15 protein-coding genes are annotated in these 19,233 nt (G+C 59.6%); 4 read left to right on the top strand and 11 right to left on the bottom strand.

What is annotated here, in order from left to right; translation table 11 throughout:
* Positions 1-175 precede the first annotated feature (175 nt).
* The 5 genes from glgA to WKS99_RS11260 all read right to left on the bottom strand — a co-directional run bounded on the left by glgA (position 176) and on the right by WKS99_RS11260 (position 7,466).
* Complete coding sequence (glgA, locus tag WKS99_RS11280) at positions 176-1,612, bottom strand: glycogen synthase GlgA (protein WP_340406002.1); 1,437 nt, start codon at positions 1,610-1,612, stop codon at positions 176-178.
* Positions 1,613-1,663: 51 nt separating this feature from the next.
* On the bottom strand, positions 1,664-2,779 hold the full coding sequence (gene glgD, locus WKS99_RS11275) for a glucose-1-phosphate adenylyltransferase subunit GlgD (protein WP_147572369.1): 1,116 nt from the start codon (positions 2,777-2,779) through the stop codon (positions 1,664-1,666).
* On the bottom strand, positions 2,776-3,984 hold the full coding sequence (locus tag WKS99_RS11270; protein ID WP_340405999.1) for a glucose-1-phosphate adenylyltransferase: 1,209 nt from the start codon (positions 3,982-3,984) through the stop codon (positions 2,776-2,778). The genes glgD and WKS99_RS11270 overlap by 4 nt, the downstream gene beginning before the upstream one ends.
* 77 nt (positions 3,985-4,061) lie before the next feature.
* Positions 4,062-6,125 carry a 1,4-alpha-glucan branching protein GlgB gene (gene glgB, locus WKS99_RS11265; protein ID WP_340405997.1) on the bottom strand — a complete coding sequence of 688 codons (2,064 nt, stop codon included), beginning with the start codon at positions 6,123-6,125 and terminating at the stop codon, positions 4,062-4,064.
* A 195-nt stretch (positions 6,126-6,320) separates the two neighbouring features.
* A complete protein-coding gene (locus WKS99_RS11260; RefSeq protein WP_340405995.1) occupies positions 6,321-7,466 on the bottom strand; it encodes a D-alanyl-D-alanine carboxypeptidase family protein in 1,146 nt (381 codons plus the stop codon).
* Positions 7,467-7,759: 293 nt separating this feature from the next.
* Between WKS99_RS11260 and hemW the strand changes: the two genes are divergently transcribed.
* The 4 genes from hemW to rlmH all read left to right on the top strand — a co-directional run bounded on the left by hemW (position 7,760) and on the right by rlmH (position 11,955).
* Complete coding sequence (gene hemW / locus WKS99_RS11255; protein WP_262669983.1) at positions 7,760-9,007, top strand: radical SAM family heme chaperone HemW; 1,248 nt, start codon at positions 7,760-7,762, stop codon at positions 9,005-9,007.
* A 260-nt stretch (positions 9,008-9,267) separates the two neighbouring features.
* Positions 9,268-10,563 carry a UDP-N-acetylglucosamine 1-carboxyvinyltransferase gene (locus WKS99_RS11250; RefSeq protein ID WP_147572364.1) on the top strand — a complete coding sequence of 432 codons (1,296 nt, stop codon included), beginning with the start codon at positions 9,268-9,270 and terminating at the stop codon, positions 10,561-10,563.
* A gap of 103 nt (positions 10,564-10,666) precedes the next feature.
* Positions 10,667-11,479 (top strand): MBL fold metallo-hydrolase, encoded by an 813-nt coding sequence (locus WKS99_RS11245; protein ID WP_147572363.1) that lies wholly within the window; start codon positions 10,667-10,669, stop codon positions 11,477-11,479.
* Positions 11,473-11,955, top strand: a complete 483-nt coding sequence (gene rlmH / locus WKS99_RS11240) for a 23S rRNA (pseudouridine(1915)-N(3))-methyltransferase RlmH (RefSeq protein ID WP_147572362.1) — start codon at positions 11,473-11,475, stop codon at positions 11,953-11,955. The genes WKS99_RS11245 and rlmH overlap by 7 nt, the downstream gene beginning before the upstream one ends.
* Before the next feature lie 154 nt (positions 11,956-12,109).
* Here the strand turns inward: rlmH and WKS99_RS11235 are convergent, their stop codons facing one another.
* The 6 genes from WKS99_RS11235 to recG form a co-directional block, all read right to left on the bottom strand.
* Entirely contained in the window at positions 12,110-13,951 is a 1,842-nt protein-coding gene (locus WKS99_RS11235; RefSeq protein ID WP_340405991.1) for a 5'-nucleotidase C-terminal domain-containing protein, read from the bottom strand.
* A 19-nt stretch (positions 13,952-13,970) separates the two neighbouring features.
* Positions 13,971-14,849: a 4Fe-4S cluster-binding domain-containing protein gene (locus WKS99_RS11230; RefSeq protein ID WP_340405989.1), complete on the bottom strand. Its 879-nt coding sequence runs from the start codon at positions 14,847-14,849 to the stop codon at positions 13,971-13,973.
* Positions 14,850-14,895: 46 nt separating this feature from the next.
* Positions 14,896-15,942, bottom strand: coding sequence for an A/G-specific adenine glycosylase (gene mutY, locus WKS99_RS11225; RefSeq protein WP_186852861.1), 1,047 nt, complete (start codon positions 15,940-15,942; stop codon positions 14,896-14,898).
* A 297-nt stretch (positions 15,943-16,239) separates the two neighbouring features.
* Positions 16,240-16,629, bottom strand: a complete 390-nt coding sequence (locus WKS99_RS11220; protein ID WP_240286535.1) for a C-GCAxxG-C-C family protein — start codon at positions 16,627-16,629, stop codon at positions 16,240-16,242.
* A gap of 19 nt (positions 16,630-16,648) precedes the next feature.
* Entirely contained in the window at positions 16,649-17,101 is a 453-nt protein-coding gene (locus WKS99_RS11215; RefSeq protein WP_240286537.1) for a GNAT family N-acetyltransferase, read from the bottom strand.
* 10 nt (positions 17,102-17,111) lie between these two features.
* Positions 17,112-19,208: an ATP-dependent DNA helicase RecG gene (gene recG, locus WKS99_RS11210; protein ID WP_340405984.1), complete on the bottom strand. Its 2,097-nt coding sequence runs from the start codon at positions 19,206-19,208 to the stop codon at positions 17,112-17,114.
* Positions 19,209-19,233 lie beyond the last annotated feature (25 nt).

Below are 19,233 nucleotides of genomic sequence, written 5' to 3'. Positions count from 1 at the left end.
CCCAGCCATTGTATCAGGTTTGGGCAGGAGCGTCAATGGGCAGAAACGCCCAAGATATGGGCGTTTCCGGGGATTTCTCAACATTTTTCATAAGAAAAGATGCCTTGTAAAAATCGATGGGCCCCGGACGCTATACACATCGTCCGGGGCCCTCTGATTATGTCAGACAGAGCTGTCAGCCGAGGATGCGCTGATAGATGTCCAGATACTGCCTGGCCGAGTTGTCCCAGGAGAAGTCGGCAGTCATTCCCTCTCTTTGCAGAGCCCGCCAAGCCTTTTTGTTGCTGTGGTAGAGGTCTACGGCCTCCCGCAGCACCCAGACCATGTCCCCCGCGTTGATGTTGGCAAAAGTGAAGCCACGGCCGGTCCCATCAAACTTATTGTAGGGGACAACGGTGTCCTTCAGGCCGCCAGTCTCCCGAACCACAGGGATGGTGCCGAAGCGCATGGCGATCATCTGAGACAGGCCGCAGGGTTCGGAGACCGAGGGCATCAGGAACAGGTCGGCTCCGGCATAGATCATGGTGGACAGAGGGGCGGAATAGGTCAGTTGGGCGGCGAAGCGGCCGGGGTACTGACTCTGAGCGTGGCGGAACGCCTCCTCATACTGCCAGTCGCCGGTGCCAAGCACCACCATCTGCACGTCCAGGCCCATGATCTCCTGAAGGGAGTCTGTCACCAGGGAGAAGCCCTTGTGGCCAACCAGACGGGACACGCAGGCGATGATGGGCACATCAGGATTCTCCTGAAGGCCAACGGCCTGCTGCAGGGCCTGCTTACACTGGTTCTTGCCCTTGACCAAGGCGCGGGGGGTAAAGTTGGCGGCAAGGCCAGGGTTGGTGGCTGGATCGTAGAGGTCCACATCGATGCCGTTTAGAATGCCCTCCAGCTTGCCGCTCTGTTGATTGATGACCCCGTCAAGCCCATGGGCGTAGAAGGGAGTGCGCAGCTCCTGGGCATAGGTGGGAGATACCGTAGTGACGAAGTTGGAGGCCATAATAGCGCCCTTCATCAGGTTCACGTCCCGATGGTAGGCCAGCATCCCCTCGTTGAGATAGCTCTTGTCCAGACCGATGACATCCTGAAGGACCTGGTCGCCGTAGCGGCCTTGGTACTCGATGTTGTGAATGGTAAAGACGCTCTTGGTCCCTCCCAGCTGAGGGATGCGGTATTTCTCCTCTAGCAGATAGACGGGGACGAGGGCGGTCTGCCAGTCGTTGCAGTGGATGATATCTGGGGCCCAGTCCATCTGTCCCGGAGTTTCGATGATAGCCCTGGAGAAGAAGGCGAACCGCTCGCAGTCGTCGAAATGTCCATAGAGCTGCCAACGCTTGAAGTAGTATTCGTTGTCTACAAACCAGTAGGCGACCCCCTCCCGCTCCAGCTGGAAGACACCACAGTAGACCTGCCGCCAGGACAGGGTGACATTGAAGTATTTGAGAAAGGTCATCTGTTCCCGCCACTCCTGGCCGATGCCCTCGTACAGAGGAAGGATGACCTTGACCTCGTGGCCCTCCCGGGCCAGAGCCTGGGGCAGGGAGCCGGCCACATCGGCCAGTCCGCCGGTCTTAATAAAGGGAGCAACCTCGGAGGAGGCAAATAGGATCTTCATAGACGATTCCTCTTTTCAAAAGATTCAAACTGGAGTGGATGAAAGAGACGGTCATACCACCGAATTTTTGGCGATGGCCAGGGGATATGTAGCGTGGCCCATGAGCATCCGGTCCTCATTGATCACCACGTTTTTATCCGCGATGACATAGGCCAGAGAAGCTCCGGCTTTGACCACCGTACCCTGCATCAATACGCTGTTGGACACCTTGGCGCCCTTTTCTACAATGACGCCGCGGGAGAGGATGGAGTTTTCCACCACGCCCTCAATATAGCAGCCGTCGGCTACCAGGGACTGGACCGCCACCGCGTCGGGCCCGTAGTAGGTGGAGGGGTTGGACTGATCCTTGGTGCGGATGGGGCGGCTGATGTTGAACAAGTCAGCGCGGACCTTGGGATCCAGAAGATCCATGGAGTGTTGGAAGTAGTCGCTTACAGACTGGAAGCGGGCCACATAGCCCTGGTGGATGTAAGGCATCATCTTCAAGCTCTTGAGCCGGGGGCGCAGGACACCTCGGCTGAAGCTGTGGATATCGTGCGCGGAACAGTACTCTACCATATCCAGCAGCAGCTGCTTGGACAGGATGTACACCTCCAGGGACTCCAGGGCCTGGTCCGCAGTAGTGGGATGGATGGACAGATCCGTGATCCGGCCCTCCCCGCTGACCTCCACATACTCCGAGAACTGAGGAGCCCCTTTCAGGGTGGGGGTACACACCATAGTCACGTCGGCCCCGGAGGCGATGTGCTGCTCCAGTACCTGGGCCACGGGCAGGTTAACAGCGATATCGCCCCAGCCCATGATAACATAGTCCTGGCGGATATTCTGAAGATATCCGGCTACGCCGGCCAGAGCCTCCATGTTGCCCCGATACTCGCCGCCTCCCTTGCCCTGATATCCGAAGGGGGGCAGGATGCGCAGGCCGCCGTGTTTGCGGGACAGGTCCCAGTCCTTCCCGGTTCCCAGGTGATCCAGCAAAGACTGATAGCTCTCATGGACCACCAGCCCCACGTCGGTGATACCCGCGTTGACATAGCTGGACAACATGAAATCGATCAGGCGGTACCGCCCGCCAAAGGGCAGGGAGCAGGTGTTGCGGGGCCTGGTCAGCTCTCCCAGATTGGCGTTAGAGCGATAGGCGAAGAGAATGCCGTGGAGATCATTCATGCCCGATCACCTCCCTTCACCGCTTCCCGAACCATGGCGCCGGGGGACACCACAGCCTGTTCCCCTACGGCGACGCCGCTGGCCACCACGGCGATGCCCCATTTGGGATCATCGTTGGGAGCGGAGCCCACTACGGCGCCCGCCTCAATGACGGCGGCCTCTGCCACAATGGCGTAAGACACCTGGGCTCCGGCTCGGACCACCGCCCCTGGCATGAGGATGGAGTACTGAACGCTGGCTCCTTCCTCTACAGTGACAGAGTGAAACAGTACAGAGTTCTCCACCGTCCCGTCCACCCGGCTGCCGCCGGTCACCAGAGAGTGGGAGATGTGGGCGTTGGGGCCTGTGACATGGGGAGGTTTCACGGGAGTTCTGGCGTAAATGGGCCAGTCTGGGTCATACAGGTCGATGCTGTTCCGGGGGGCCAGCATATCCATGTTAGCGTCCCACAGAGAATTGATGGTGCCAACATCCTTCCAGTAGCCGTGGAAGCGGTAGGCCATCATCACCTCGTTGGCGGCGAGCATGTTGGGGATGATGTTCTTCCCGAAGTCGTTGGTAGAGGCCGGATCAGCTTCGTCGTCAATGAGGTACTGCCGGAGCTTGGACCAGGTGAACACATAAATGCCCATGGAGGCCAGATTGCTCTTGGGTTGGGCCGGCTTCTCCTCAAACTCGTAGATCCGGTCGTTTTCGTCCACATTCATGATGCCGAAGCGGGTGGCCTCCTCCATCGTGACCTCCAGGACGGAAATGGTGCAGGCCGCCCCGGACTTCTTATGCAGGTCCACCATGTCGGCGTAGTTCATTTTATAGATGTGGTCACCGGACAGGATGACCACATACTCCGGGTCATACAGGTCCAGAAAGCCAATGTTCTGGTAAATGGCGTTTGCCGTACCCTTGTACCAGGTGCCCTGGTCGCCCTCCCTCATATAGGGGGGGAGGATGTGTACGCCGCCGTCAGACCGGTCCAGGTCCCAGGGCTGCCCGTTGCCGATGTAGCTGTTCAGCTCCAGGGGACGGTACTGAGTCAGGACACCGACGGTATCAATGCCGGAGTTGACACAGTTGGACAGGGGAAAATCAATGATGCGGTACTTGCCCCCAAAGGGGACGGCAGGTTTGGCTACATGGCTGGTCAGAGCGTAGAGGCGGCTGCCCTGGCCGCCGGCCAGCAACATGGCCACAACTTCTTTCTTCATGCTGTTCACCTCTTGTCTGTTTCGAGCGCGGGGGAAGGAAAACGTGAAATCAGGGCGCGGAGCTCTGGAATTTCCAATCAGTGCTTAGGGCTTTTCCCGGCAGGGGTCTTTTTCCCCCTGGTGGGAGCCTTTTTTTCTTTGGCTGGCGCTTTTTTGCCTTTGACAGGGGCCGCCTTCTCGGCCTTTGCCCCCTCCTCTTTGTCTGCCTTGGACCTGCGTGCCGGATTTTTCCGCACACAGCGGTAAATGACCGCCGACATGGGAGGCAGGTCGATAACCAGGGACTGCTGCTGGTCATGGCAGGGGACCTTCTCAGTTTTAAGCGGTTCCTTGTCCCCCAGTCCCTGGCCGCCGAACTGCTGGTCGTCGGTGTTGAGGACCACGGCCCACCGCCCGCCGAAGGGGGCGCCTACCCGATAGCCGTCCCGGTGCTCCGGGGAGAAGTTGCACACCACAATCAAAGGGTTGCCCTTTTTGTCCCACCGGAGGAAGGAAATGGTGTCGGCTTGATTATCATCGGCACATAGCCACTGGAAGCCCTGCCAGGAGTCGTCCTGCTCCCACAGGGGGGGCTGGGAGAGGTAGAAGTTGTTGGCCGTTTTGAAAAATGCCTGGGTCTGGCGGTGGGGCTCGTACTGGAGCAGGTGCCAGTCCAGGGAGTACTCGTAGTGCCACTCGTTCCACTGAGCCAGCTCTGCCCCCATGAAGGTAAGCTTTTTCCCTGGATGGGTCAGCATATAGGTATAGAAGGCCCGGACTCCGGCGAATTTCATGGGGTTGTCCCCCGGCATCTTGCCAAAGAAAGAGCCCTTCATATGGACCACCTCGTCGTGGGACAGGGGGAGGATGTAATTCTCAGAAAAGGCGTACATCAGGGAGAAGGTGATATCCCGGTGATTGTACTGCCGGAAATAGGGGTCCAGCTTGATGTAATGGCAGATGTCGTTCATCCAGCCCATGTTCCACTTGAAGTTGAACCCCAGACCCCCGTCATGGACGGGCTTGGTCACCTTGGGCCAGGCGGTGGATTCCTCGGCGATCATCAGCACATCGGGATGGGCGGCAAAGACGGCGGTGTTCAGCTGCTGGAAAAACTCGATGGCCTCCAGGTTCTCCTTGCCGCCGTGGATGTTGGGCATCCAGGCCCCGTCCTGTCGGCCGTAGTCCAGATAGAGCATGGAGGACACCGCGTCTACCCGCAGGCCGTCCATGTGGTACTCCTCCAGCCAGAACATGGCCGAGGAGAACAGGAAGGAGCGGACCTCGTTTCGCCCATAGTCAAAGACCTGGGTGCCCCAGTCCGGGTGCTCCCCCTTCCTGGGGTCGGCATACTCATAGGTGGGGGTGCCGTCAAAGTGATATAGCCCAAAGGCATCCCGTGGGAAGTGGGCCGGGACCCAGTCCATGATGACCCCGATACCCGCCTGGTGGAGCTGGTCGATGAGATACTTGAGATCGTCAGGGGTGCCGAAGCGGCTGGTAGCGGCAAAGTATCCGGTGCATTGATAGCCCCAGGAGGCATCCAGGGGGTGCTCGGTGACCGGCAGGAGCTCCACATGGGTGAACCCCATCTCCTTTACATAGGGCACCAGATAGGAGGCGATATCCCGATAGCTGAGGAACTCCCCCTCGCCGGTGCGCCGCCAGGAGCCCAGGTGACATTCATAAATATTCATCGGGCCGGTATAGGGGACATATTTGGACCGATACTCCAGCCAGGACTGGTCGCCCCACTGGTAGGCGTTCTCCCACAGGTCATAGATCTTGGTAGACACATCGGGCCGGGTAGCGGCGTGGAAGCCATAGGGATCGGCTTTGCCCACGAAGGAGCCGTCCTCTTTATGTATGGCATACTGATAGGCGTCATAGCGGCGCAGCCCTGGGACAAACGCCTCCCAGATGCCGCCCTCCAGCTTAGTCATGGGGGTGGCTTCCAGGTCCCAGCCGTTGAAGTCGCCGATGATGGTGACCTTAGGGGCGTTGGGGGCCCACACCCGGAACAGATAGCCCTCTCTGCCGGCCTCGTCCTCCGCTGGGTGGGCGCCGAAACACCGCCACGCATGGGTGGAACGTCCCTCTGAAAATGCCTCCAATTCCAAAAACAAGTCAAAAGAAGACAAACTTCCCTGATATTTCAACATTTTTTCACCTCAAAAATAAGTGCTTCTGCCGCCTATCGGCCAAAGTAACAATATTAAACGGATAGTTTGATAGTATATTTATATAAATTATACAACGGCGGTGGTGCCACGTCAAGTAAAATAGAGGTAAAGCCTCCCATTTTCTTTCAATATTCTCGCCGCTATGTAGGGTCGGGCAAATAAGCCCGGCCTGGTTCAGCGCGCCATGAGCAACTGCCGTAGCAGCTGGCCAAAGATGCCAGGGACAGTAAGCCTGTCCACCTGTTGCGCGGAGACGATGGGAATGGTGTCCCGAAGCTCCCCGCCCACATAGACCTCCATCTGCCCCAGAGTCTGACCCTGGTCCACAGGGGCTTCCACGTCCTGAGCCACGGTCAGCTGGGTGGTCACCTGGCTCTCCTCCCCCTTGCGGACCAGCAGGCGGCAGTCACGATTGAGCTGCGGCTGGACCTGCTCCACTGTACCCAGGAGCACATCTACCGGAGCTAGGGGGGCGTCCGGGTACACATCCACCAGGGCATAGTTGGCAAAGCCATAGTCCAGCAGGGCCTTGGCGTCGTCAAAGCGCTGGGCGGTGGTGGGGGCCTTCATGACCACGGCGATGAGCTCCATGCCATCCCGCTCCGCGGTAGCGGACATACAGTACAACGCTGAGTCGGTGGAGCCGGTCTTCAGGCCGGTGGCTCCCTGGTAAAAGCGGATGAGGCGGTTGGTGTTGGTCAGGCCGAAGGCGCCGTTTCGGATGGAGTCCATCCAGATGGTGGTGTACTCCCGGATGGAGGGATGGTTCAGAATGAGCTCCCGAGACATGAGAGCGATATCATGGGCGGAGGTCTGATGTCCCTGGGCGGGCAGCCCGGTGCAGTTGAGGAAGGTAGTGTCCGCCATCCCCAGCTCCTGGGCCCGCTGGTTCATCAGAGAAACAAAGGCCCCCTCACTGCCGGCCAGATGCTCGGCCAGAGCCACAGCACAGTCGTTGCCGGACACAACGGTGACACATTTGATCATCTCGGCCACCGACATCTGCTCCCCTTCCTTTAGATAGACTTGGGAGCCGCCCATTCCAGCGGCATAGGCGGAAACGGTGACGGTGTCGTCCAGGGCAATCCTGCCGCTGTCTACCGCCTCCATCACCAGCAGAAGGGTCATGATCTTGGTGACACTGGCGGGCTCCAGCTTCTGGTGGGCATCTTGCTCATAGAGGATGGTCCCGGTCTCCTTCTCCATCAGGATGGCCGAGGGGCAGGACAGGGATAGTCCCGCATCCTCCCCCACAGCAGCCGCGGGAAACAGGCCGGCGAGCAGCAGGACAGCCAGAAAAATCGTGGACAAGCGTTTCATAAAAGGTTCCTCCTGATCCTTCATTTGTCGGTAAGGTCAGGATATGGAGAGAGAAACTTTTCTATACAGAGAGAAACTGCGGTATTTTTTTCTGGCTGTTCACTTATTACCATAGCGCATAGAGACGGCAAGATGTGTCGAAGGCGGGCGAAAGGAGCCTGGAATGGTAAATTTTGGATTTTATTGCCTCTGCCGCTTGTCCACACGCTTCTGCGGATCAAAATTTTTCTCCCCCATTTGCATTTTCGCTCACATTCGATATAATACTGATGAGAAAGAGGGAGGGACGCCCCGTGTTTGGAAAAAAGAAAGAAACCCAACCCAAGGCCCCCACAGGGGACAGTCTTGGCATTTACATCCACATCCCTTTTTGCCGCAGCAGATGTGACTACTGCGACTTCTACTCTGTGGCCGGTCGAGAGGACCGGATGGACAGCTATCAGAAGGCACTGCTGGCCCACATCAAAGAGACAGCTCCCCTGGCCCAGGGGATCCCGGTGGACACGGTCTATTTCGGCGGCGGTACCCCCAGCTTCTTTGGGGATAAGCGGCTGCGGGAACTGCTGGGAGCCATTCAAAAGCAGTTCCAGCTTACCCAGGACGCGGAAATCACTCTGGAGGCCAATCCGGACAGCGTGGATGTCCGGGCCCTTCGCCGCCTCCGCAAGGCAGGCTTCAACCGACTTTCCTTAGGGATGCAGTCCGCCTGCCCAGCGGAGCTGGAATCGGTCCACCGCCCCCATACCGTCCAGCAGGTAGACCAGGCGGTGGCTGCGGCTAGGAAAGCTAAATTTAAAAACCTGTCCTTGGACCTGATCTACGGATTGCCGGGCCAGACCATGGACAGCTGGAAGGCCACAGTGGAACACGCCCTGTCCCTCATTCCCCAGCACCTGTCCTGCTATGGGCTGAAGGTGGAGGAGGGCACGCGGCTGGCCGCCCGGGTGGCGGCGGGGGAGCAACTGCCCGACGACGACGCCCAGGCGGACCTGTACCTGTGGACCGTGGGCCGCTTGGAGCGGGCCGGTCTGCCCCAATATGAGATCTCCAATTTTGCCAAGCCCGGTATGGAGTCCCGGCACAACCTGCGCTACTGGCTCACCCGGCCCTATATCGGATTTGGGCCCGGGGCCCACTCCGACTTCGGCGGACGGCGCTACTCCTTTGTCCGGGACCTGGACGGATATATTGATGGTGTGCTCCGCGGGGGCAGCCTCATCGACAGCGAGGAGCTGATTCCCCGCCGGGAGCGGAGCGGGGAGTATCTGATGCTCCGCCTGCGTACCGCCCAGGGCATCGAGGAGTGGGAATACCGGGGAACCTATTTTATGGATTTCGCCCCCCTGGAGGCCCGGTTGGAGCAGTTTTGTGATAAGGGCTGGGCGGAGCGGACGGCGGAGGGCCGCTGGCGGTTGACGCCCCAGGGCTTTCTGCTGTCTAACCAGCTCATCGGTGATTTGTTGGAGCGGCAGGAGCAGTCCGAACTGTCTGACCTGCTGCCTCGGGCCCGACAGCAGTTTACCAAGCGAAAGGGGGAGTAAGGACCCAAGTTCGTCAAAAACAGACCGTTTTTTTTGCGCCATCAGACAGCCCAAAGGCCATTTTATGAGACCGCTCTGTATTTTTTTACAATTCGAGGCCGGCTATGTAAAATCTGTTGCTACTCGGATATAATAGTGCTATAATATATTTGTTTTATAGCGCCCTGGTGAAGATACAGGGCTTTTTTTGACTTACATATGGCCGTTTTGGCCGTATAATCCATAAATTCCACCATTTGGAGCAAAAGAGGGTGCAATATTTGACCAAGTATCAGATCCGTGGCGGAAGGCCCCTGCACGGTACTATCGAAATCAGCGGCGCCAAAAATGCCGCTGTGGCTATCATCCCCGCCGCTCTGCTGGTAGATGGGGTGTGCCGCATTGAGAATATCCCTCAAATCAGCGATGTGACCCTGATCCTCCAGATCCTGCGGGAGCTGGGGGCGGATATAAAGACTGTCAACCGCACGACTGTGGATGTGGACTGCTCCCACATCCGCAACCGTCAGGTCCCCTATGAGCTGGCGCGGAAGATCCGGGCCAGCTATTATCTGGTCGGGGCTCTCCTGGGCCGCTTTGGCTGGGCGGAGGTACCTCTGCCCGGCGGCTGCGATCTGGGCGGCCGTCCCATTGATCAGCACATCAAAGGCTTTGTCTCCATGGGGGCCGAGGTGGACGTGCGCAACGGCCTGATCTACGCCCAGGTGCCCGGCGGCGGCCGTCTGGCTGGGGGACAGGTGTACCTGGATATGGTGTCCGTGGGCGCGACCATGAATATTATGCTGGCCGCGGTCCTTTCCGCCGGCATGACTGTGATTGAGAACGCCGCAAAGGAACCCCATATTGTAGACCTGGCCAACTTTCTCAACTCCATGGGCGCCGACATCATGGGCGCCGGTACTGATGTCATCAAGATTCGGGGTGTGGAGCGGCTGCGGGGTGGCTCCTATTCCATCATTCCCGACCAAATTGAGGCGGGCACCTATATGGCCGCAGTAGCTGCCGCTGGGGGCGAGGTTTTGATCAAAAACGTCATCCCCAAGCACCTGGACTGCATCACCGCCAAGCTGGTGGAGATGGGGGTAGAGGTGGAGGAGCAGGACGACGCGCTGCTCATCCGCCGGAATGGCCCCATCAGCCGGGTCAATGTGAAGACCATGCCCTATCCTGGCTTTCCCACTGACATGCAGCCTCAAATCGCCGCGGTCCTGTGCCTGGCACGGGGGACCAGCGTTTTGACAGAAGGAGTATGGGAAAACCGCTACCGCTATGTGGATGAGTTCCGCCGCATGGGCGCCCAGATCCAGGTGGATGGAAAAGTAGCCGTTATTGAAGGGGTGGAGGCACTGACCGGGGCGCCGGTCCATGCCTGCGACCTGCGGGCGGGGGCCGCCATGGTCATTGCCGGACTGGCCGCACAGGGGGTCACGGAGATCGACAGCATCCATCATATCGAGCGGGGCTATGAAACTCTTGTGGAGAAGCTGGCCGCTGTGGGCGCCGAGATCCAGACCGTCACCGTGCCTGACGAGGAGAGCCAGCCACAGGTAGGATAAGCAGCACCGCATCAGGAATTAGGAGTTAGAAATCAGGAACCGGTCTATGGTCCCATTCCTGATTCCTCATTTCTAATTCCTGATTTTTTGAGAGGGATCTGATTTGCTTACATTTACAACACTGGCCAGCGGCTCCAGCGGCAACGCCGCCCTGGTATCCTGTGGAAATACCCATGTACTGCTGGACGCCGGGATATCGGCCAAGCGCATCACCGCCGGGCTAAAGTCATTGGGCATAGCGCCCGAAGCTCTGGCCGCCGTCCTGATCACCCATGAGCACCACGACCACATCAGCGGGCTCCAGGTGCTGACCAAGCGGTTCCGGCTCCCCGTTGTCACCTCCGGCCCCACCGGACGGCAGCTTTGCTACCGTGTCCCATTCATGGACGACCTGATCCGACAGCAGGAGCCTGGAACCGGCATCCAGCTAGGGGATCTGTGGATAGAGTCCTTCCCCACGCCCCATGACGCGGCGGGCAGCGTAGGATACTCTATCACCGGCGGCGGCCATCGGGTGGTACTCTGCACCGACCTTGGCTATGTCACCGACCAGGTGAAACAGGCCGTCCGGGGCTGCGATCTGTTAGTGTGCGAGGCCAATCACGACGAGGACTGGGTCCGCTCAGGCCCGTATCCTTATCACTTGAAGGCCCGCATCCTGGGGGACCGGGGCCATCTGTCCAACGAGGCGGGGGCGGAACTGGCCGCTCTGGCCGTGGAGTCTGGCACCCGGCAGGTGGCGCTGGCCCACTTGTCCGCCGAGAATAACACTCCCTCCCGAGCCCGGCAGACGGTCTGCCGCCGCCTGTCCGCCATGGGCTGTGACCCGGAGCGGGACATCGCCCTGTGGGTGGCCCCCCGGAGCGAAATGGGGCCGGTGTGCCAGATGAACCGGGAGGAGGCTGTCCTGTGCTGAGTATATATCTAGTCTGTGTAGGCAGGCTGAAGGAGAGGTTCTACCAGGATGCCTGCGCTGAGTACTTAAAGCGGCTGTCCCCATACTGCAAGCTGACTTTATTGGAGCTGCCGGAGGAGCGACTGCCACAGTCCCCATCCCAGGGGCAGATCGATGCCGCCTTGGAGAAGGAGGGACAGGCCATCCGCTCCAAGCTCCCCCCCAACACCAGCCTCGTCTGCCTGTGTGTGGAGGGCAGGCTTCGGTCCAGCGAGGAACTGGCCTCCCTGGTCCAAACCTGGGAGCACAACAGCGCCAAGCATCTGGCCTTTGTCATCGGAGGGTCCTTTGGGCTGGCGGAGAGCCTGAAGGCGGAGGCTTGGGTGCGCCTGTCCATGTCCCCCATGACCTTTCCCCACCATTTGGCACGGGTTATGGTGCTGGAGCAGCTCTACCGGGCCTTTAAAATCAATGAGGGTTCCAACTATCATAAATAAAAGAGAGGGAGGCGCTGCCGTTGGGCAGCGCCTCCCTCTTTCTTAATATTTGAATCGAATCTCTGAAGCCACTGTGCCGCTTCCCCCAGTGTCAAGCCGGAGGCCTTGTCCGCGGCCGTGGGACCGCCGATCAAATACCGGCGCTTCATGGCGGCTATGGCAGCCTGAGCTGCTGACCCACATAGATACGGTGGGGATTGGAGAGGATGTCCCGATTCCGGTCATAGATCTCCTGCCAGCGGCGGCCGTCCCCCAACTGCCGCGCGGCGATGCTCCACAGGCAGTCCCCTTTCTGGACCGTATAAGTCCGGTCCTGGGGCTGTGTTCCTGTCACTGGCTCTGGTTCTGACACATCGGACAAGATGGTAATGCGGTCCTGTCCGGCGGGGTCCTGATAGGCCGCGCCTACCAGCCCGTCCAGCTCCTCTGCCACATAGCCGATAAGGGCCTGGTTGTCCAGCATGGTACAGTCCTTCAGCAGTCGGTCGTCCTGGAACATGGAAAAGCCGTCTCCTCCAGACTTGATCATATAGTTGTGAGAGGCCACAGTATATACCTGGTCCAGCACCAGGGGCTGGCCGCCCACCTTTACGTCGGATACCCGGTAGGATCCCTCCACCCGCTGAAACATGCCCTTGTCTGACAGAACCACCGAGGAGGGAGTGGAGGGATCCAGGGTATAGGTCAGGCCGGACACCTGAAGGAAGCCGCCGCTGCTTTCCGGATAGCGGCTGGCCCCCAGCTCCAGGGCATCCAGAATGTCCTGCCCGGTGGTCTCGACCAGGCACAGCTCGTTCCCATAGGGCTGGACGGAGATCAGCGACCCATAGGTGATATCGCCAGCCGCGACATTGGCCCGGATGCCGCCCCCGTTAGCAAAGCCTATATCGGCGCCCATCATCGTCCGGTAGGCGTCGGCCACCAGGTCCCCCAGATTGGTTTCCCGGACACGGACAGCCCAGTTCCACTGGTCAGCCTCGGTGGCCATCAGATCCGCGGCCGCAGTGCCGACCACCCGATTCAGCTGGACCTGGAACTGGCTGCTCAACTGGTCCAGATAGATCTGTGTCTCCTGGTCTGCCGGGACGCCCTCCCCCTCCAAGGGCAGAAGCTGGGTGGAGATCTCCCCAGTATCCGGGTCCAGGATCAGACAGCCCAGGCTGGCCAGCTTTGTTCCGGTCTGAGTCAGAGGGATAAGCTGGCCGTCCCTGTTGGCCGCATGCTGCTGGTATACCTCGTGGGAGTGCCCGTCGATGACCGCGTCGATACCAGTGGTGCTGGCGATCAGGGCGGCGGAGGTCCACTCCTCAGTAATACCCTCTATGCCCAAGTGGGCCAGCAGGATCACATAGTCCGCTCCGCCGGCGGTCCGCAGGGAATCCACGGTCTGCTGGATATCCTCATAGAGCGCCAGGCCGCCGTCCCCTTCTGAAAATGTGTAGACATAGTTTCCCTCTCCGTCCTGAAAGTGGGTGGGATCGGATTTGGTCAGGGTCTCCGGTGTGGTGACTCCAACGAAGGCGATGCTTGTATCCCCACATCTGGCCATATAAGCTCCGGGCAGCACAGTGGTCCATCCGGCGTACGCATCTCTTCCCTTCCAATTTTCCGACAGGTAGAGATACTCCGCCTGATTTTGCGCCAGGTCCAGAAACACGTCCATGCCATAGTCAAACTCATGGTTGCCTGGGATGGCCAGATCATAGCCCACGAAGTTCATCATGTCCACTACACTAGCCCCCTGGGTCAGTGTGGCGATGGGGCCGCCCTGAATGGCATCGCCAGCATCCACCAGAAACACCCGGTCGGCGCCGTACTCCGCCTCAAACCGCTTCTTATAGCCGGCCACCGCGGGGTAGTGGTCCAGGCTGGCATGGACATCGTTGGTATGGAGGATTACAATGGGTCCCTCCTTGTCAGGCCCAGCCGCCAGGGAAGGGACGACCAGCCCCAGCAGCAGAACGGCAAGCAGACAAAACCGGCACAGCTTCTTCATAGGATGCTCCTTTCTCTTATCATATCCCCGTCAGGTCAAAGGGCGGGGTGTATTCTTCCTTAGCCGAGGTTCGCTCCTGGGTAAAGCCCGCCAGACCTAGATTTTCCATATATTCCAGAGCTGCCCGCATCTCGCTGGTCCGTAGCCGACGGCTGATCTCTGGATAGCGTTCCAGATCCCCCCAGGGAGTATACTGGCTCATCAACGAGAAAAGCACCGTCCCCGGCGCAAATTCCGCAGATATCCAGTCCATAACCGCCTTGGCTTCGCCCACCTGACCGGGCAGGATGAGGTGGCGGATAATCGTCCCACTTTTCAGTAGGCCATCCCCGTCAAATTGACAGGGACCCGTCTGCCTTACCATTTCCCGGAGGGCAGCGACAGCCGCTTCGGGATAGTCCGGCGCCCCGGAATACCGGGCGGCCACTCCGCTGTCCAAATATTTCAAATCGGGCAGGTAGATGTCTACCAACCCCTCTAGGGAACGGAGTGTATCCACCTGGTCATACCCTCCGGAGTTCCAAACCACGGGAATGGGCGGCCGCCAGTTTTCCAGCAGCTCCCGCAGCGTATGGGCGTAGTGGGTGGGGTTGACAAAGTTCAAATTGTGTGCCCCCTGGTCCGCCAACTCCTGACAGATGTCCCGCAGGCGGGCCATCGTCACCGGCTTTCCGAAATCTTGATGGCTGATTTTCTCATTTTGGCAGAACACACAGCCCAGGGAGCAGCCGGAGAAAAAGATGGTCCCCGATCCTCTGGTGCCGGAGATTGGGGGCTCCTCCCAGTGGTGGAGAGCCGCCCGAGCCAAAACCGGCAGAGCAGGCATCCGACACAGTCCGTCTCCCCGTGTGTCTGTACGGAGCGCCCCGCAGCTCCGGGGGCATTGGGTGCAGAGCATAGAACGCCTTCTTTCTCAAAATCAAGGGTTGAGCTTCCGCCCAAATTCAAAACCGGCCCAACTGGTCAGCCACGACCTGGGCAAAGCTTTGAAACGCATTGGGGATGGCGTAGATATCCCGCAGTTCCCGCCGGTCGGCCCAAACCCAGCCTTCCGGCAGATCGGCGCTGCCCAGCTCCCCACCCATGGCGGTCATATGCCACTCGATGTGGGTAAAGATGTGCTTTCCAGCGCCCAGCCGCTCCAACGGCACCGTATCCAGGCCCCAGGAGGCTGGCCAGTCCGTGCCGTCCGCCAGCTCGTTGGGATATTCCCACAATCCGGCCAACAGTCCTCTTGGCCCTCGGCGGCGAAGGGCCACCCGGCCCTGGCAGAACAGGAGATAGACAGTCCGTACCTCCACCTTCCGTGCCTTCTTTGCGGCTTTGACGGGCAGCTCCCCTGTCCTCCCCTCCTGAAAAGCACGACAGAAGGGGGCGGCGGGGCACCGCTCGCACAGTGGCGCGCCGTTGGGCAGACAGACCGTGGCCCCCAGCTCCATCATGGCCTGGTTAAAATCTCCCGGTGCCTCCAGAGGAATGATTTGGGCCAGCGCCTGTGTCACCTTCCTCTTCATGGCGGGCGTGGTAATGTCGCTGCTATCTCCACAAACGCGGGCTGCCACCCGCAGTACGTTGCCGTCCACCGCGGGTACAGGCAGGTGAAAGGCAATGGATGAGATGGCTCCTGCCGTATAATCCCCAACTCCGGACAGGGCCCGGATTTCCTCATAAGTATTTGGGAATACCCCGCCATGAGTCTCCATGATCTGGCGGGCGGCCTTTTGTAAATTTCTGGCCCGGCTATAATAGCCCAGTCCCTGCCACAGCTTCATCAGCTGATCCTCCGGCATGGCGGCCAGGTCGGCCACAGCAGGGGCGGCCTCCAAAAAACGGCGATAGTAGTCCAATACCGCGGCCACCCTGGTCTGCTGGAGCATAATCTCTGAGATCCAGACCCCGTAGGGGGTGGGATCACTTCGCCAGGGCAGGACCCTGGCGTTTTCCCGGTACCACACCAGCAGCGGGATAACAAGCTGTTCCAATTCCTTCAAAGCAGACCTCCTGGCGCAAGATTTCTCCCCCTGATTATACTCCGGTTTTTGGATGCGGGCAACGGGAGAAATTATAACCTTTTCGTAATGTTGAGTATAACGGATTTGGGGATGGCAATTTCCAGGGCCCAGTGGTAAATTAATTGCAGGACAAGGGTTAAAAATTTAACGATATTCGGTGGCCGCTCTTCCGAATGTCGGGAAAGTCCTTTCGTCCTAACATTCCTTTTTCATCCATCCTTCCAGATCAAACCACAGAGGGACGCCTGTATGGGCGTCCCTCTGTGGTTTGATTGTTCATTTCTGGGCAGTCAATTGGTCCAGAGCGGCAGCGGTCTCCAGGACCAGGTCGTTGCAGAAGTCCTTGCGGTCCTGGCTGTCTGGATCAGAAAATCCGCTGATCAGCACACCGCAGGCGGTGTCCCCGCGGCGCTTCTGAAATTGTTGGATAAACGCTGCGGCCTCCTCCTCGCTAAATCCCATGGCACCCAGCACCAGCAGGGCGCCGGATAGGGCCCCGCAGGTGCCGCCGTGGCGCATTCCCTTCCCAAGGTGGGCCCCCAGGGCATAGGCCTGCTCCTCAGTCATGCCCAGCTCCTTACAGAAGGGAACCAGGATAGACTGACCGCAGTTGTAGTGGGGCTCCACAATGGCCCGCACCTCTTTCACTCGCTCTATGTGGCTCATTTCTATCTCCCTTTCTCTTTTATTTGATCTTATCCAGTACCATCTGGTCATACCGCAGATACTGGTATCCGCTCTTCTCATATAACCGGATAGCCCCCTGGTTAATCTGGGTCACCTCCAGGCGGAAACGCCGGGCAGCGGGGTATTCCCGCTCCAGCCAGGCCATAATCTCCCTGCCTAACCCCTGTCCCCGGAAGGGGGCGGCTAAAAATATCTCCTCGATAAAAACGCACCTGCCCCCCACCTCGGCGGAGTAGCACTGGGTCACATAAATATATCCTGCCGGCTCCTGGCCCTGGTACACCAGGATTCCCCGGAGCAGGGGTTCGCCGGGGTCCACAGCGGCCTGGAAGGACCGCTCCAGGATCTCCCGTTCCACGGGGTGATCCACCGCGTCCGATTGATAGAAGGTCTCCACCATGGGCAGGACCAGGTCCCGGTCCTGTATGGTCATGTTACGAAAAGTCAGCATAGTATCTCTCCTAGTTGAAAATATCAGGGGTAGCGGCAAAGAGCTGCCGCACCCGCTCCAGCACAGGCCGGTCCTCCGGAGCAGACAGCTCCGGGTCCTCCTCCAGCAGCTGCTTCGCCGCCTCCTGGGCCAGATTCAGCAGCCTCATATCCCCAGCCAGGTCAGCAATCTTCATCTGGGGCAGGCCATGCTGCCGGTTGCCGAAGAAGTCGCCCGGCCCCCTGGCCTTCAGGTCTTCCTCCGCGATCTTAAACCCATCTGTGGTGGAGGCCAGCGTCCGCAGCCGGGCCATGGACTCCGGATTACGGGTAGCGGTGATGAGGACGCAGTAGGACTGGTGCCTGCCGCGGCCCACCCGGCCCCGCAGCTGGTGGAGCTGACTGAGGCCGAAGCGGTCAGCATTCTCCACAATGATGAGAGAGGCGTTGGGCACGTCCACCCCCACCTCGACTACGGTGGTGGATACCAGCACCTGGGTATCTCCTCGGTGGAAGGCGGCCATCACGGCCTCCTTTTCCCGGGACTTCATCCTGCCGTGAAGGAAGTCCACCTTCAGATTGGGGAACACCTGCTCCTGGAGCTGGACAGCGTAGGTCTTTACCGCCTTCAGGTCCATGGGCGGCGAGGCTCCCTCACGGGCGGCGAGGGCCAGCTCCTCTTCAGATCGCTCCTCTACCGCCGGACAGATGATATAGACCTGCCGGCCTTCCTGGACTTGCTTGCGGACAAATCCATACATCCGCTGGCGCTTATCCTCACGAACCACAAAGGTCTCCACCGGAGTCCGTCCTGGCGGCAACTGGTCAATAACAGATATGTCCAGATCCCCATATACGATCAGAGCGAGGGTACGGGGAATGGGTGTGGCGGACATGACCAGCACATGGGGGGGCCTGTCCCCTTTGGCTGCCAGCGCAGCTCTCTGAGCGACGCCGAACCGATGCTGCTCGTCAGCCACCATCAGCGCCAGGTCCCGAAACTCCACCCCGTCCGAGATCAGGGCGTGGGTACCCACCACAAAGTCGATGTTACCAGAAGCCAGTGCTGTCCGGACCCGTTTTTTCTCCGCCGCCCCCATGGAGCCGGTGAGCAGAGCCACTTGGACTCCGGCCGGGGAGAGCAGGCTGGACAGGGATCTGGCGTGCTGCTCGGCCAGTACCTCTGTGGGGGCCATCAGGGCGGCCTGGTGACCATTTTTCACTGTCAGCCAGGCCGCATAGGCGGCCACCACTGTCTTCCCGGAGCCCACATCCCCCTGGACCAGCCGGTTCATAGGGCGGCCCGCGGCCATGTCGGCGGCCATTTCTTCCATCACCCGGCGCTGGGCCTGGGTGAGTTTAAAGGGGAGCAGGGCCCGAAACTCCTCCAAAGGGCAGGGCAGGATGGAGCAGCCGGAACACTCCCCCTCCCGTCGCCCCTTCAGGAAAGACAGCCCCACGGAGAAATAAAACAGTTCCTCAAAGGTGAGCCGTTTCCGGGCCAGCTCCAGGGCCTCCTCGTCAGCGGGGAAATGGATATTCTGGACAGCAAATTGGGTGGAGGCCAGCCCCTGCTCCTGGCGGATGCGCTGGGGCAGGGTATCCGCCAGGCTGTCGGCGCACGGGAGGACCTGCCGTATCAGGGAGGCCATCAGGTGATTGGAGATCCCCGCAGTCAGCCGGTAGATGGGCATGATGCGGCCGGTAAAGGACTGGCTGTCCGCCCGCTCGAAGATGGGATTGACCATGGCGCGGCGGCGGCCCTGCTCCTCGACAGTGCCGAAGAAGATATATTCTTCCCCGGCCCGGAGGGCTTTCTCTACATATCCCTGGTTAAAGAAGGTGAGGTGAAGGGCTCCGGTGTGGTCCACCACCTTCAGCTGGACCAGCTCCAGCCCCTGGCGGATGCGGGCCTTCCGCGGGTGCTCCGCCGCCATGGCGGCCACACATACCCGCTGTCCCACAGGGGCCTCCCGCAGAGTATATATCTTCCTCCGATCCTCATAGTCCCTGGGATAGTAGGTCAACAGGTCGGCGGCCTGGGCCAGCCCCAGCTTGGCCAGCTTTTTCGCCCGCGCCTCTCCCACGCCGGCTAACTGGGTAATGGGTGTATCCGGACCGACGGCCATCTCTGTCCCCCCTTTTCCGGAATAT

The organism is Flintibacter sp. HCN-6482 (genome assembly GCF_037892565.1).
Taxonomy (GTDB): Bacteria; Bacillota; Clostridia; order Oscillospirales; family Oscillospiraceae; genus Lawsonibacter; species Lawsonibacter aceti.
The sequence above is the reverse complement of the archived record's forward strand: the minus strand, read 5'-3'. Positions and strand labels throughout refer to the sequence as shown.